The following is a 15658-nucleotide window of genomic DNA, read 5'->3' as shown; positions in this document are numbered from 1 at the left end:
GTCTGCGCTTTGCGATTCGCGAAGGTGGACGTACCGTTGGTGCCGGTGTGGTTGCCAAAATCATCGAGTAATAGCTCGGTGCTAAAGGCGGGCTCTGCCCGCCTTTAATTGTTTCTAGGCCAGTAGTTCAATTGGTAGAGCGTCGGTCTCCAAAACCGAAAGTTGGGGGTTCGAGTCCCTCCTGGCCTGCCATTTTTGTCATTTGTTTGATTGGGTTGTGAGCAGAATGAGTACAAAAGCCGAGCCAAAAGAGTATCGCCTTGATGTCGTGAAGTGGCTGCTGGTGATCGCTGTCGTGGCTGTAGGTGTTGTGGGTAACTCCATGTACTCAGCTCAACCGCTGTTGTATCGGGTTCTGGCGTTGCTGGCGCTGGGTGCCGTAGCATTGTTTGTCGCATTGCAAACCGCTAAGGGCAGCTCGCTTTGGCGTCTACTGCAAGAGTCTGTCGTTGAGGTGCGCAAGGTCGTATGGCCGACACCGAAAGAGACAAACCAAACAACCTTATTGGTTGTTGTTGTGGTCGTGATAATGGCGATGATTCTTTGGGGGCTGGATACTTTGTTCGGCTTCGTAGCGGCCAAGATAATAGGGTAGGTGACTCATGGCGAAGCGTTGGTACGTAGTACACGCTTATTCTGGATATGAAAAGAAGGTAGCCGCCTCTCTGCAAGAGCGGATTGAGCGCCACCAGATGGAAGAGTTGTTTGGCGACGTATTGGTTCCCACTGAAGAAGTGGTGGAAATGCGCGGCGGACAAAAGCGCAAGAGTGAGCGCAAGTTTTTCCCCGGTTACGTGTTAGTGCAAATGGAGTTGAATGACGACTCTTGGCACTTGGTAAAAGACACGCCGCGGGTGATGGGTTTTATTGGCGGCAAGGCGGATCAGCCGGCCCCGATTACAGAAAAAGAAGCTCAGGCTATTCTGCAGCGAGTCGACGACTCGATTGAGAAACCGAAGCCTAAGACCATGTTTGAGCCGGGCGAGATGGTTCGGGTCACCGATGGTCCCTTTAACGACTTTAATGGCGTTGTTGAAGAAGTTAATTACGAGAAAAGCCGTTTGCGTGTAGCGGTGCTGATTTTTGGTCGCTCTACGCCGGTAGAGTTGGAGTTTGGTCAAGTCGAGAAGGCTTGATCAATCTTACAGTAAAGTTTTTATTGCCTTCCTTTGCTTTTGGCAGAGGGGGGTTTTTGCGTCCTTGAGTGGTAAATCTGCTCAAGTAATCGGGGAGCCAGTGACGGGCGGTGCAAATTGCCTTGAGGCGTTAACTACCCATTTTTGGAGAGTGGTATGGCTAAGAAAGTAACAGCCTACATCAAATTACAAGTTGGTGCAGGTAAAGCGAATCCAAGTCCACCGGTTGGTCCAGCATTGGGTCAGCACGGTGTAAACATCATGGAGTTCTGTAAGGCGTTTAACGCTCAGACTCAAGGTATGGAAGCTGGCGCGCCAGTTCCAGTTGTGATTAGCGTATACAGCGATCGCAGTTTTACCTTCAGCATGAAAACTCCACCAGCTTCTTACCTGCTGAAAAAAGCAGTGGGCGTGAAGTCTGGCTCTAGCAACCCTAACACTAAGAAAGTCGGCAAAGTGACTCGCGCTCAGCTTGAAGAGATTGCGACCACCAAAGAGCCTGACCTGACGGCGGCCGATATGGACGCTGCGGTGCGTATCATTGCCGGGTCTGCCCGTTCAATGGGTATTGATGTGGAGGGTGTGTAACATGGCTAAATTATCTAAGCGTCAGCGCGCTATCGCTGAAAAAATTGATCGCACCAAGCTTTACAGCGTAGCGGATGCCGTAAGTCTGCTGAAAGAAATTTCTAGCGTTAAGTTCGCTGAAACCATCGACGTTGCCGTAAATCTCGGTATCGATCCACGTAAATCAGATCAGTCTGTACGTGGTGCGACGACTCTGCCTAACGGTTCTGGTAAAGACGTTCGTGTGGCTGTTTTTGCGCAAGGCCCTAACGCCGATGCGGCAAAAGAAGCTGGTGCTGATTTGGTTGGTATGGATGAACTGGCTGCTGACGTAAAAGCGGGCAAAATGGATTTTGACGTAGTTATCGCGTCTCCAGATGCCATGCGTGTAGTGGGGCAGTTGGGTCAAATCCTAGGTCCCCGCGGTCTGATGCCAAACCCAAAAACTGGCACTGTAACTCCAGACGTTGCCAATGCTGTTAAAAATGCTAAAGCCGGTCAGGTGCGTTACCGCGCTGATAAAGGTGGCATTATTCATGGTGGTATCGGCAAGTTGTCTTTTGAGGCAAATGCAATTCAAGAAAACCTTGAAGCGCTGCTGAACGACTTGAAAAAGTCGAAGCCAGCTACCGCTAAAGGTGTTTATTTGAAGAAAATCGCACTGAGCACGACCATGGGTCCGGGCTTGGCAATCGATATGTCTTCACTGGCGGTATAACGCCAGAACGTACTTTGGGGTCTGCGCTTGCGCAGGCCGTCAAAGACCGTAGGCGACTTGTCGTCACAAAGAGGCCGGTCTTAATACCTCAGCCTACGCAGACGGTGGACCCTCTTCGGCTTGGCCGAATGAATTCACCGATTCATGACCACAAGGTGATGTTTACCTTGTGGTAGTTAAGAAAAACGACGGTCATTGACTGTCAAACCCAGGAGAAATCCCGTGGCATTAGGACTTGAAGGTAAGAAAGCGATTGTCGCTGAAGTCCAGGAAGCTGCGAAGGGCGCTCTGTCAGCGGTTGTTGCCGATTCACGTGGCGTAACTGTAGACAAAATGACTGCCCTGCGTAAAGAGGCTCGTGAGAACGGCGTTTGGTTGAAAGTCGTTCGTAACACACTGGCCCGTCGCGCTGTTGAAGGGACCGACTACGAGTGTTTGCTCGAAAGTTTTAGCGGTCCTACCTTGATTGCATTCTCTACTGATCACCCCGGTGCTGGTGCGCGCATTTTGCGTGAACACGCCAAAGTAGATAGCAATCTTGAGCTTAAGTCTGCCGCCTTTGAAGGTGAGTTGGTTGACGTTGCAATGTTGGCAACCTTGCCGACTTACGACGAAGCCTTGGCTAAGCTGATGAGCGTGATGAAAGAAGCTTCTGCTGGCAAATTGGTTCGCACTTTGGCGGCCGTTGGCGACAGCAAAGAACAGGAAGCTGCTTAATAAGCTGCTTACTCAACGTTTAATTGAGCCTTTGGCTCAACACAGATGGGAAATTGAAAATGTCTGTTTCTAAAGAAGATATCATCGAAGCGATTGCTGAGATGTCAGTAAAAGATGTTGTGGAACTGGTTTCTGCAATGGAAGAAAAATTCGGCGTATCAGCGGCTGCAGCTGTTGTTGCGGGTCCTGCTGGCGACGCTGGCGGTGCGGCTGAAGAGCAAACCGAGTTTGACGTTATCATCACCGGTGCTGGTGAGAAGAAAGTTAACGCCATTAAGGCGGTTCGTGAAATCACCGGTCTTGGTTTGAAAGAAGCCAAAGCTATGGTTGAAGAAGCGCCTAAAGCGATTAAAGAAGGTGTTTCTAAAGAAGACGCTCAAGCTGCTCTGGCTAAGCTGGAAGAAGCTGGTGCCACAGGTGAGCTTAAGTAAGCTCGCTTGCGCGCACTACGTCTGACACAAGTGGTTAGACGTCAGGCTGGCGGGTTTCCCCGCCAGCCTTTTTCCGTTTTCGGCCGTTAATTTGGCCGGGTAGCTACAAGGCTACCAACGGCTGTTGAGCACCGAGTTTACCGGTCCGCTAACAGCCAGGATAGTTTAGCGAAACGCTGCGGCGTTTCAGAGGCTTTACCGCCCGATCCGTGAACAAGCTGGGGAATACAGATGGCTTACTCATATACTGAGAAAAAACGTATCCGCAAGGACTTTGGCAAACTGCCACACGTCATGGATGTCCCTTATCTATTGGCGATTCAGCTGGATTCTTACAGAAAATTTACCCAGGCCGATGCGTCTGGTGAAGAGCGTTTTGACGTAGGGCTACACGCTGCCTTCCGCTCTGTATTCCCAATTGTCAGCTACTCTGGCAATGCGGCGCTTGAGTATGTGAGTTACATACTGGGCAAGCCTTCCTTTGATGTTAACGAATGTATTTTGCGTGGTGTAACTTACTCTGCGCCATTGCGAGTAAAAGTTCGACTGATTATCTACGATAAAGATTCAGCGAACAAAGCGATTAAAGATATTAAAGAACAAGAAGTGTATATGGGCGAAATTCCGCTCATGACTGAAAACGGTACCTTTGTTATCAATGGTACTGAGCGCGTTATTGTTTCTCAGTTGCACCGCTCGCCTGGTGTCTTTTTCGATCATGATAAAGGCAAAACCCATTCGTCTGGCAAGTTGCTGTATAGCGCGCGGATTATTCCTTACCGTGGCTCTTGGCTCGATTTTGAATTTGATCCCAAAGATCTTGTGTTTGTGCGTATTGATCGCCGCCGCAAGTTGCCGGCCTCGATCTTGTTACGCGCGCTGGGCTTTAGCTCGCAAGAGATGCTCGACATGTTCTTTGAGACGAGCTCTTTTACCTTAGGTGACGATGGTCAGTTTACCTTTAAGGTTGTGCCGTCGCGTCTGCGTGGTGATGTTGCCACGTTTGATATTAAAGACAAGAAAGGCAAAGTGCTGGTTGAAGAAGGCCGCCGCATTACCGCGCGCCACATCCGCCAGCTAGAAAAAGCCGGCGTTGATGAGATGGCCGTGCCTGCGGACTACCTGCTGGGCCGCGCACTAGCAAAAGATATTATCGACTCCGAGACCGGTGAAGTATTGCTCGAGTGTAATACTGAAATCTCTGTCGACTCGTTAGAGATATTGGGCAAGGCTGGTGTTAACACCATCGAGACCTTGTATACCAACGAGCTGGACTGTGGCCCGTTTGTTTCTGAGACATTGCGCGCTGACCCAACTCGCACGCAGCTGGAAGCGCTGGTAGAAATTTACCGCATGATGCGCCCAGGTGAGCCGCCGACAAAAGAGTCGGCCGAAGCTCTGTTTAACAATTTGTTCTTTACCCAAGAGCGTTACGACTTGTCGGCTGTTGGCCGGATGAAGTTTAACCGCCGCTTAGGTCGTGAAGAAGAGTTCGGCGAAGGCGTTTTGTCTAACGAAGACATCGTCGACGTTATGAAGACCCTTATCGACATCCGTAACGGTGTCGGCGTGGTGGATGATATCGACCACTTGGGTAACCGTCGTATTCGCTCTGTGGGTGAGATGGCCGAAAACCAATTCCGTGTTGGTCTGGTTCGTGTTGAACGCGCTGTTAAAGAGCGTTTGTCCATGGCTGAGTCTGAAGGTTTGATGCCGCAGGACTTGATTAATGCCAAGCCCGTTGCCGCTGCAATTAAAGAGTTCTTTGGCTCGTCGCAGTTGTCGCAGTTTATGGACCAAAACAACCCGCTTTCTGAGGTGACTCACAAACGTCGCGTCTCGGCCTTGGGGCCAGGCGGTTTGACTCGTGAGCGCGCCGGTTTTGAGGTTCGTGACGTACACCCGACTCACTATGGTCGTGTTTGTCCAATCGAAACCCCTGAAGGCCCAAACATTGGTCTGATTAACTCGCTGGCGACTTACTCTCGTACTAACAGCTATGGCTTTTTGGAGACTCCTTACCGTCGCGTCAAAGACGGTCAAGTCACCGATGATATCGAGTTCCTCTCGGCCATTAACGAAGCTGAGTTTGTTATCGCTCAGGCGTCGGCCAAGCTGGATGAAAACGGCAGGCTGATCGAAGACTTGGTGTCGGTACGCCACCGCAGCGACTTCACCTTGAAGAGCCCTGCGGAAGTTGAGTTGATGGATGTCTCGCCGCGTCAGGTAGTGTCGGTTGCGGCGTCACTGATTCCGTTCCTTGAGCACGATGATGCGAACCGCGCCCTGATGGGTTCGAACATGCAGCGTCAGGCTGTACCAACGTTGAAGGCCGAAAAGCCTCTGGTGGGTACCGGCATGGAGCGCAATGTGGCGTCCGACTCCGGTGTGTGTGTAGTGGCTAAACACGGTGGTGTGATTGATCGTGTAGACGCAGGCCGCATCGTAGTTAAGGTACACAGTGATGAAGTTGAAGCCGGCGACGCTGGTGTTGATATTTACAACTTGATCAAATATACCCGTTCGAACCAGAACACCTGTATTAACCAGCGCTCCATCGTCAATGTGGGCGATATCGTCCAGCGCGGCGACATCCTGGCGGATGGCCCCTCGGTTGATATGGGCGAGCTGGCGCTGGGGCAGAACATGCGCATCGCGTTTATGCCCTGGAACGGTTATAACTTTGAAGATTCGATTCTTGTTTCTGAGCGTGTGGTACAAGAGGATCGCTTTACTACCATTCACATTCAAGAGCTGACCTGTATTGCTCGTGATACTAAGCTTGGTAGCGAAGAGATTACGTCTGATATCCCTAACGTTGGCGAGAATGCTCTAAACAAGCTGGATGACTCGGGTATCGTTTATATCGGTGCTGAAGTCGGTGGCGGCGATATCTTGGTGGGTAAGGTTACCCCTAAAGGTGAAACCCAGCTCACCCCAGAAGAGAAGCTGCTGCGCGCTATCTTTGGTGAAAAAGCGTCTGACGTTAAAGATACCTCTTTGCGTGTACCGTCAAGTACCAAAGGTACCGTGATTGACGTGCAAGTCTTTACCCGCGACGGTCTTGAGAAAGATCAGCGCTCACTCGAAATTGAGAAAACTCAGTTAGATGAAGTGCGTAAAGACTTGAACGAAGAGTTTCGCATTATGGAGGCGGCCACGCTCGATCGCTTGCGCTCTGTTATCCGTGGCGAAAAAGTCGCCGCTGGTAAAGGCGTTAAGAAAGGCGATGTGCTTACCGACGAGGTACTCGACACTCTTGATACCGAGCAGTGGTTTAAGTTGCGTGTTTCTGATGATGCGCTTAACGAGCAGATCGACTTGGCGGAAGAGCGTTTGGCTGAGTGTCGTAAAAACCTCGATGAGCGTTTTGACGACAAGAAGCGCAAGTTGTCTACCGGTGATGATTTGGCTCCGGGCGTCCTGAAGATCGTTAAGGTTTATCTGGCGATTAAACGTCGTATTCAGCCAGGCGATAAAATGGCCGGCCGTCACGGTAACAAGGGTGTTATCTCGGTGATTATGCCGATCGAAGATATGCCTTACGACGCTAACGGCGAGCCGGTAGATGTCGTGCTTAACCCTCTGGGTGTGCCATCGCGGATGAACGTGGGTCAGATTTTGGAGACTCACTTGGGCATGGCAGCGAAAGGTCTCGGCGTCAAAGTTAACGAGATGATTCGTGAACAGAAAGCGGTTAATGAAGTTCGCGGCTTTTTGGAAGAAATCTATAACGAGACCGGTGATGTGTTTGCCAAGGAAGATTTGGCAAGCTTCAGCGACAGCGAAGTTATGGATCTTGCTAACAACTTGCGTGGCGGTGTGCCAATGGCGACCCCAGTGTTTGACGGTGCGAAAGAGCACGAGATCAAAGCACTGCTGCGTTTGGCAGATATCCCAGACTCCGGTCAGATGCAGTTGTTTGACGGTCGTTCCGGGGATGCGTTCCAGCGTCCGGTAACCGTAGGTTACATGTACATGTTGAAGTTGAACCACTTGGTTGACGACAAGATGCACGCACGTTCGACTGGTTCTTATAGTCTGGTTACTCAGCAACCGTTGGGTGGTAAGGCGCAGTTTGGTGGACAGCGTTTCGGTGAGATGGAGGTCTGGGCTCTGGAAGCATACGGCGCCGCCTACACCTTGCAGGAAATGCTGACTGTTAAGTCGGATGACGTAGCAGGGCGCACCAAAATGTACAAAAACATTGTTGACGGTGATCACCGTATGGAGCCAGGCATGCCTGAGTCCTTTAACGTATTGGTTAAAGAGATTCGCGCCCTTGGCATCAATATGGAACTGGAACAAGACGAGTAATCGTCCGTCTGATACACAATCGGTAAGCGCGGGGGTTAGGCCCCCGCTCATTGTGCAAATTGCACTTACTGGAGCCCACTGGAGGAAGTGCCTTGAAAGACTTACTTAATCTGCTCAAGTCCCAGGGACAAGTCGAAGAATTCGATGCGATCCGTATCGGTCTGGCATCACCAGAAATGATTCGCTCTTGGTCTTTTGGCGAAGTTAAAAAGCCTGAGACCATTAACTACCGGACCTTCAAGCCTGAGCGCGAAGGCCTGTTCTGTGCCAAAATTTTTGGCCCGGTAAAAGACTACGAATGTTTGTGCGGCAAGTATAAGCGCATGAAGCACCGCGGCATTATTTGTGAAAAATGTGGCGTTGAAGTGACGTTGGCTAAAGTGCGCCGTGAGCGTATGGGCCATATCGAGCTGGCAAGCCCCGTTGCTCACATTTGGTTTTTGAAGTCGCTGCCAAGCCGTATCGGCTTGCTGCTGGATATGACGCTGCGCGATATCGAGCGCGTGTTGTACTTCGAGTCATATGTCGTGACCGATCCGGGCATGACCACGCTTGAGCGTGGGCAATTGCTGACTGACGAACAGTATTTTGAATCGATGGAAGAGTTCGGCGACGAATTCGAAGCACTGATGGGTGCTGAGGCGATCAAGAACTTAATGTCAGCGATTAATCTCGAAGAAGAGATTCAGTTTTTGCGCGAAGAGATTCCGAACACCAACTCGGAAACTAAAATTAAAAAGTTCTCTAAGCGTCTGAAGTTGCTTGAGGCTTTCCACTTCTCTGGTAATGATCCAGAGTGGATGGTAATGGAAGTGCTGCCTGTGTTGCCGCCGGATTTGCGCCCGTTGGTGCCGCTGGACGGCGGCCGCTTTGCGACCTCAGATCTGAACGATTTGTATCGCCGAGTGATCAACCGTAACAACCGCTTGAAGCGTCTGCTCGATCTGAATGCGCCGGATATTATTGTGCGCAACGAAAAGCGTATGCTGCAAGAGTCGGTCGACGCCTTGTTGGATAACGGCCGTCGCGGCCGTGCGATTACCGGCTCTAACAAGCGCCCGCTAAAATCTTTGGCTGACATGATCAAAGGTAAGCAGGGTCGTTTCCGTCAGAACCTGTTGGGTAAACGTGTCGACTACTCTGGCCGTTCGGTGATTGTGGTTGGTCCAACTCTGCGTTTGCACCAGTGTGGCTTGCCTAAAAAGATGGCTCTTGAGCTGTTTAAGCCTTTTATCTTTAGCAAGCTTGAGTTGCGTGGTCTGGCCACGACAATTAAAGCCGCTAAGAAAATGGTTGAGCGCGAAGAGGCGGTCGTTTGGGATATTCTCGACGAAGTGATTCGTGAGCACCCGGTACTGCTGAACCGCGCACCGACCCTTCACCGTTTGGGTATCCAGGCGTTTGAGCCGGTCCTGATTGAAGGTAAAGCGATTCAGTTGCACCCGCTGGTTTGTGCCGCCTATAACGCCGACTTTGACGGTGACCAGATGGCGGTTCACGTTCCGCTGACTCTGGAAGCGCAGCTCGAAGCTCGCGCGCTAATGATGTCGACCAACAATATCCTGTCGCCTGCCTCTGGTGAGCCAATTATCGTACCGTCGCAAGACGTGGTGTTGGGGCTTTACTGGATGACTCGTGAGCGTATTAATGCTCAGGGTGAAGGCATGGTATTTGCCGATATCGAAGAAGTTTCCCGTGCTTATTATGGTAAGCAGGTAGAGCTGCAAGCGCGTATTAAAGTGCGCATCCACGAAACCATTATCGGAACCGAAGGTGAGAAGCATGACGATGTTCGCATCGTCGATACCACCGTTGGTCGTATGTTGTTGTGGGATATTGTGCCCGAAGGTATTCCCTTCGAGATGGTTGATCGCCCAATGGTTAAAAAGGCTATCTCGGCGGTTATCAACCACTGTTACCGTGTGGTTGGCCTTAAGTCGACGGTTATTTTTGCCGATCAGCTGATGTACATGGGTTACGACTTCTCAACTAAGTCTGGCTCGTCTATCGGTGTGAATGATTTTGCTATCCCCGATGAAAAGTACGAAATTGTTGCTCGCGCCGAAGGCGAAGTAAAAGAAATTGAAAGCCAGTTTGCTTCTGGTTTGGTAACCCAGGGTGAGAAGTACAACAAAGTTATTGATATCTGGTCGCGTGCGAACGATCTGGTCGCCAAATCGATGATGGACGGTATCAGCTTTGAGAGCGTGATTAACCGCGACGGCGAAGAAGAGCAACAAACCTCGTTCAACTCGGTTTATATGTACGCTGATTCCGGCGCTCGTGGTAGCCCGGCGCAGATTCGTCAGTTGGCGGGTATGCGTGGTCTGATGGCAAAACCGGATGGTTCTATTATTGAAGCGCCGATTACGGCGAACTTCCGTGAAGGTCTGAACGTTGGTCAGTACTTTATTTCGACGCACGGTGCGCGTAAAGGTTTGGCTGATACCGCACTGAAAACCGCTAACTCCGGTTACTTAACCCGTCGCCTGGTGGATGTTGCGCAAGACTTGGTTGTGACTCACATCGACTGTGGTACCGACGAAGGCCTGGAAATGGCGCCTGTGATTGAAGGCGGCGACGTAATCGAATCGCTGGGCGATCGTATCCTTGGTCGTATTGTTGCGCGCGACGTAGTCCGTCCTGGCAGCGATGAAATTTTGGTGTCTGCTGGCACTATGATTGATGAGGCTTGGGTTGATCGCGTTGAAGGCATGGGTATCGATGAAGTGCTGGTGCGCTCGCCGATCACCTGTGATGCGCGCACCGGTATTTGCTCTATGTGCTACGGTCGTGACTTGGCTCGTGGTCACCGTGCCAACATCGGTGAGTCTGTCGGTGTTATCGCCGCGCAGTCTATTGGTGAGCCGGGTACCCAGCTGACCATGCGTACCTTCCACATCGGTGGTGCGGCATCGCGTGCCTCTGCTGCCGATAACGTACAGGTTAAGCAAGAAGGTACCGTGCGTCTGATCAACATTAAAGTTGTGACGAACAAGGCCGGTAATTTGGTTGCAGTGTCTCGCTCTGGTGAGTTGGCTGTGGCTGATGCCGCGGGCAGTGAGCGCGAGCGTTATAAAATTCCGTACGGTGCTGTTATTTCTGTTAAAGATGGCGAGCATGTCGAAGGCGGCCAAGTAATCGCCAAATGGGATCCGCACACTCACCCCATCGTGACCGAAGTGGCGGGTAAGGTTAACTGCTCCGGTATGGAGGACAACCTGTCGGTACGTCGTCAAACTGACGAACTGACTGGCCTTTCATCGATCGAGGTAATGGACCCGTCAGAGCGGCCGTCGGCTGGTAAGGACATGCGTCCTGCGATTACCTTGACCGACGCTAATGGCAATGACCTGTGTCTGCCGAACACCACGATGCCGGCGCACTACTTGCTGCCCGCGCACGCGATCTTGAGCATCAATGATAATGATGACATTGAGGTTGGTGACGTACTGGCGCGTATCCCGCAAGAGGGCTCTAAGACCCGCGATATTACCGGTGGTCTACCTCGGGTAGCCGACTTGTTTGAAGCGCGTAAACCGAAAGAGCCGTCAATTTTGGCGGAGATATCGGGTACGGTAACCTTCGGTAAAGAGACCAAAGGCAAGCGTCGCTTGGTGATTACCCCTAGCGATGGTCAGCCGCTGGACGATGGCTCGACTCATTACGAAGTGCTGATTCCTAAGCATCGTCAGTTGACTGTGTTTGAGGGTGAGCAAGTCGTGAAGGGTGAGGTTGTCTCTGATGGCCCGAGTAACCCGCATGATATTTTGCGTCTTAAAGGTGTTGAGGCTCTGGCGAGCTATATCACTAATGAGATTCAGGACGTTTACCGCTTACAGGGCGTAAAGATCAACGATAAGCATATCGAAACGATCGTTCGTCAGATGCTGCGCAAAGTTGAGATTACCGGAATGGGTGACTCGAGCTTCGTAAAAGGTGAGCAGGTGGAATACACCAATGTGCTGATTGAGAACGAGCGTTTGCGCGCTGAAGATAAACAGCCTGCACGTTTTGAGCGTCAGTTGCTGGGTATTACCAAAGCGTCGTTGGCGACTGAGTCGTTTATCTCGGCGGCCTCTTTCCAGGAAACGACCCGTGTACTGACGGAAGCGGCTGTTACCGGTAAGCGAGATGGTCTGCGCGGCCTGAAAGAGAACGTTGTTGTTGGGCGCCTTATTCCGGCCGGTACTGGTCTTGCTTACCATGCTGAACGCAAGCGTGTGCGTGATGAGCAGATCGAGCTGGCTGAAACAGGTGTTAGTGCCGAAGATGTCGAAGCGGCATTGACCGAGGCTCTAAAGTCTAGCAGCGAGTAAGATTGGCCCTGCGGGGCCAACAGGGCGGGCTGGGCTGTTGGCCCGGTAGAGTGACTTTTGCTCAATTCCGCCTTGACGAGAGTGGGTGGCGTCATTACAATGCGCCACCCACTTTCTTTGAAGTGGGGGGATGGTAAAGTCATCCTCTATTAACGAGCCTCATTTGAGGCGTTTATATATCTGTGGAGTTTATTTTCATGGCAACGATCAACCAGTTGGTTCGTAAGCCGAGAAAACGTAAGGTTCAAAAGAGCGACGTTCCTGCTCTACAAGCTAACCCGCAAAAACGTGGCGTATGTACCCGCGTTTACACCACTACACCGAAGAAGCCGAACTCAGCACTGCGTAAAGTATGTCGTGTTCGTCTGACCAACGGTTTTGAGGTGACCTCCTACATTGGTGGTGAAGGGCACAACTTGCAAGAGCACAGCGTAGTACTCATTCGTGGCGGTCGTGTAAAAGATTTGCCTGGTGTGCGCTACCACACTGTTCGCGGTTCACTGGATACAGCCGGTGTTAACAACCGTAAGCAGGGTCGTTCTAAGTACGGTACCAAACGTCCTAAGTAAGCTTCGCGCTGACTCAAGACATACGTTTTCGGTGTAGAACCGAGTAAGGCTAAGCGCAGACCACTAAAGTGGAAGTCGTCTTAGACAAATCCTGAAGAGAGGCTATTAAAATGCCAAGAAGAAGAGTTGTCGCGAAACGCGAGATCTTGCCGGATCCCAAATACGGCAATGTTACTCTGGCAAAGTTCATGAACCACGTGATGATCAGTGGTAAAAAAGCCGTTGCCGAGAGCATCGTATACGGCGCTATGGACATTGTGAAAGAAAAGCTTAACCGCGATCCTATCGAAGTGTTCGATGAAGCACTGGATAACATTGCTCCACTGGTCGAGGTTAAATCTCGCCGTGTGGGTGGTGCTACCTACCAAGTGCCTGTAGAGGTGCGTCCAGCACGTCGCTCGGCACTGGCAATGCGCTGGTTGGTGGATTACTCACGTGGCCGGGGCGAGAAGTCTATGCCTCAGCGTCTGGCTGGTGAGCTGATTGACGCTTCGCAGAATAAAGGTTCTGCGGTTAAAAAGCGTGAAGATGTACACCGTATGGCCGAGGCCAACAAAGCGTTCTCTCACTTCCGTTTCTAAGTTTGCAAACGGTGAGAAACGAAAGGCAGCTGTTATGGCTGCCTTTTACTATTTGAGAATCAAACATCGGGGACTGCAGCCGTGGCACGTAAAACTCCAATTGCACGCTACCGCAACATCGGTATTTGTGCGCATGTGGATGCTGGCAAAACAACGACCACCGAGCGCGTTCTCTTCTATACGGGTTTATCCCACAAGATTGGTGAAGTACACGACGGCGCGGCGACCACCGATTGGATGGCGCAAGAGCAAGAGCGTGGAATCACCATTACCTCCGCGGCGGTTACCACTTTTTGGAGTGGTATGCGTAAGCAGTTTGATGAGCACCGCATCAATATTATTGACACCCCGGGACACGTTGACTTCACCATTGAAGTAGAGCGCTCTTTGCGCGTACTCGACGGCACTGTTGTGGTGTTGTGTGGCTCGTCTGGTGTGCAGCCGCAAACCGAGACTGTTTGGCGTCAAGCTAATAAGTACCATGTGCCGCGTTTGGTGTTCGTCAATAAGATGGATCGCACTGGCGCTAACTACATGAGAGTGGTTGAGCAGCTGCGCGACCGCCTTGGCGCTAACGCTGTGCCCTTACAGATGACCATTGGCTCGGAAGACGAGTTTAAAGGGGTTGTTGACCTGGTAAAAATGCAGGCGATCCTGTGGAATCCAGATGATCAAGGGATGACCTTTGATTATGCCGATATCCCAGAGGAGCTGCAGGCCACTTGCGACGAGATGCGTGAGTATTTGGTTGAGGCTGCGGCCGAGGCCGATGATGATTTAATGAACAAATACTTAGAGGGCGAAGAGCTCTCTGAGGAAGAGATTAAAGCCGCGCTGCGCAAACGCACGCTGGCCAATGAGATTGTCCCTGTGTTGGGTGGTTCGGCGTTTAAAAACAAAGGTGTGCAAGCTGTATTGGATGCAGTGGTAGAGTACCTGCCAGCGCCTAATCAGGTGCACGCTATTGAGGGTGTGCTAGACGATGGCGAAACCGTTGAAGCCCGCGAGGCCGACGACAACGCCCCCTTTGCGGCACTTGCCTTTAAAATTGCCACCGACCCCTTTGTCGGTACCTTAACCTTCTTCAGGGTATACTCCGGCACTTTAAGCACCGGCGATACCGTTTTTAATCCGGTTAAAAGTAAAAAAGAGCGCGTTGGCCGCATGGTGCAAATGCACGCGAACGATCGCCAGGAAATTAAAGAAGTTCTCGCTGGTGATATCGCGGCTGGCATTGGTTTTAAAGATGTTACGACGGGGGATACTCTGTGTTCGCCTAAAAGTATCATCACGCTAGAGCGAATGGAGTTTCCCGAGCCCGTTATCCACGTGGCAGTGGAGCCCAAAAGCCAAGCGGACCAAGAAAAAATGGGTGTGGCGTTGGGCAAGTTGGCGCAAGAAGACCCGTCGTTTAGTGTTAAGACCGATGAAGAAACCGGCCAAACCATTATTGGTGGCATGGGTGAGCTACACCTAGACATTATTGTTGACCGCATGCGTCGTGAGTTTAATGTCGAGGCGAATATCGGTAAGCCGCAAGTGGCGTATCGTGAACGTATTTCCAACACTTGTGAGATCGAAGGCAAGTTTGTTCGTCAGTCTGGCGGGCGCGGTCAGTACGGTCATGTGTGGATTAAGTTTGAGCCAGCGGATGACGACAATGCCGAAGGTCTCGTTTTTGTAAACGAAATTGTTGGCGGCTCGGTCCCCAAAGAATATATTCCGGCCGTTAGTAAAGGCATCGAAGAGCAGATGCAAAACGGTGTTCTGGCTGGGTACCCGCTGTTGGGTTTAAAGGCAACCTTGTACGACGGTTCGTTCCATGATGTGGACTCCAATGAAATGGCCTTTAAAATTGCTGCCTCTATGGCGACTAAAAAGTTGGCCCAAGATGGTGGCGCGGTATTGCTTGAGCCGATGATGAAGGTTGAAGTGGTAACCCCCGAAGCAAATATGGGTGACGTTGTCGGCGACTTAAATCGCCGTCGCGGTGTCATCCAGGGCATGGATGAAAGCTCCATGGGTAAGGTTGTTAATGCCGAAGTGCCGCTGGCCGAGATGTTTGGTTACGCAACCGATCTGCGCTCCGCAACCCAAGGTCGTGCTACTTATAGCATGGAGTTTTTGGGTTATGTCGAAGCGCCAAAAAATGTTACCGATGCTGTCATGCAAGTAAACGGCGGGTAAGTGAATAATTGATTCTGATTGATTCATTTTAGAGGATAGTAAAGTGGCTAAAGAGAAATTTGAACGTAATAAACCCCACGTCAATGTGGGCACCATCGGTCACGTTGACCACGGCA

General features: G+C 51.2%; 11 protein-coding genes and 1 tRNA gene. All 12 read left to right on the top strand.

The features are described from left to right. The first annotated feature begins 116 nt into the window (after positions 1-116). The 12 genes from AACY82_RS17505 to fusA all read left to right on the top strand — a co-directional run bounded on the left by AACY82_RS17505 (position 117) and on the right by fusA (position 15542). Positions 117-192, top strand: a tRNA-Trp gene (locus AACY82_RS17505). Between the two features lie 34 nt (positions 193-226). Further along, entirely contained in the window at positions 227-595 is a 369-nt protein-coding gene (gene secE, locus AACY82_RS17500; protein WP_339618145.1) for a preprotein translocase subunit SecE, read from the top strand. 7 nt (positions 596-602) lie between these two features. Further along, complete coding sequence (nusG, locus tag AACY82_RS17495) at positions 603-1136, top strand: transcription termination/antitermination protein NusG (RefSeq protein WP_339618144.1); 534 nt, start codon at positions 603-605, stop codon at positions 1134-1136. Positions 1137-1292: 156 nt separating this feature from the next. Further along, on the top strand, positions 1293-1724 hold the full coding sequence (gene rplK, locus AACY82_RS17490; protein WP_339618143.1) for a 50S ribosomal protein L11: 432 nt from the start codon (positions 1293-1295) through the stop codon (positions 1722-1724). Position 1725: 1 nt separating this feature from the next. Further along, the gene (gene rplA / locus AACY82_RS17485; RefSeq protein WP_339618142.1) at positions 1726-2421 is read left to right on the top strand and encodes a 50S ribosomal protein L1; all 696 of its coding nucleotides are present in this window, start codon (positions 1726-1728) and stop codon (positions 2419-2421) included. A gap of 222 nt (positions 2422-2643) precedes the next feature. Next, positions 2644-3138: a 50S ribosomal protein L10 gene (gene rplJ / locus AACY82_RS17480; RefSeq protein ID WP_339618141.1), complete on the top strand. Its 495-nt coding sequence runs from the start codon at positions 2644-2646 to the stop codon at positions 3136-3138. A gap of 59 nt (positions 3139-3197) precedes the next feature. After that, positions 3198-3569: a 50S ribosomal protein L7/L12 gene (gene rplL / locus AACY82_RS17475; RefSeq protein WP_339618140.1), complete on the top strand. Its 372-nt coding sequence runs from the start codon at positions 3198-3200 to the stop codon at positions 3567-3569. 231 nt (positions 3570-3800) lie between these two features. Then, positions 3801-7886 (top strand): DNA-directed RNA polymerase subunit beta, encoded by a 4086-nt coding sequence (rpoB, locus tag AACY82_RS17470; protein ID WP_339618139.1) that lies wholly within the window; start codon positions 3801-3803, stop codon positions 7884-7886. Positions 7887-7978: 92 nt separating this feature from the next. Next, positions 7979-12205: a DNA-directed RNA polymerase subunit beta' gene (gene rpoC, locus AACY82_RS17465; RefSeq protein WP_339618138.1), complete on the top strand. Its 4227-nt coding sequence runs from the start codon at positions 7979-7981 to the stop codon at positions 12203-12205. Positions 12206-12402: 197 nt separating this feature from the next. Continuing rightward, positions 12403-12774, top strand: a complete 372-nt coding sequence (gene rpsL / locus AACY82_RS17460) for a 30S ribosomal protein S12 (protein WP_041524457.1) — start codon at positions 12403-12405, stop codon at positions 12772-12774. Between the two features lie 110 nt (positions 12775-12884). Further along, complete coding sequence (gene rpsG / locus AACY82_RS17455) at positions 12885-13355, top strand: 30S ribosomal protein S7 (protein WP_339618137.1); 471 nt, start codon at positions 12885-12887, stop codon at positions 13353-13355. Positions 13356-13436: 81 nt separating this feature from the next. Next, positions 13437-15542 carry an elongation factor G gene (gene fusA, locus AACY82_RS17450; protein ID WP_339618136.1) on the top strand — a complete coding sequence of 702 codons (2106 nt, stop codon included), beginning with the start codon at positions 13437-13439 and terminating at the stop codon, positions 15540-15542. Positions 15543-15658: the final 116 nt, after the last annotated feature.

The organism is uncultured Gilvimarinus sp. (assembly GCF_963972205.1).
In the GTDB taxonomy this organism is placed as follows: domain Bacteria; phylum Pseudomonadota; class Gammaproteobacteria; order Pseudomonadales; family Cellvibrionaceae; genus Gilvimarinus; species Gilvimarinus japonicus.
The sequence above is the reverse complement of the archived record's forward strand: the minus strand, read 5'-3'. Positions and strand labels throughout refer to the sequence as shown.

Coding starts and splice junctions, on each gene's coding strand:
- secE (WP_339618145.1), top strand. CDS start 227: ATGAGTACAAAAGCCGAGCCAAAAGAGTATCGCCTTGATGTCGTGAAG.
- rpsG (WP_339618137.1), top strand. CDS start 12,885: ATGCCAAGAAGAAGAGTTGTCGCGAAACGCGAGATCTTGCCGGATCCC.
- rplK (WP_339618143.1), top strand. CDS start 1,293: ATGGCTAAGAAAGTAACAGCCTACATCAAATTACAAGTTGGTGCAGGT.
- rplA (WP_339618142.1), top strand. CDS start 1,726: ATGGCTAAATTATCTAAGCGTCAGCGCGCTATCGCTGAAAAAATTGAT.
- rpoB (WP_339618139.1), top strand. CDS start 3,801: ATGGCTTACTCATATACTGAGAAAAAACGTATCCGCAAGGACTTTGGC.
- rpsL (WP_041524457.1), top strand. CDS start 12,403: ATGGCAACGATCAACCAGTTGGTTCGTAAGCCGAGAAAACGTAAGGTT.
- rplL (WP_339618140.1), top strand. CDS start 3,198: ATGTCTGTTTCTAAAGAAGATATCATCGAAGCGATTGCTGAGATGTCA.
- nusG (WP_339618144.1), top strand. CDS start 603: ATGGCGAAGCGTTGGTACGTAGTACACGCTTATTCTGGATATGAAAAG.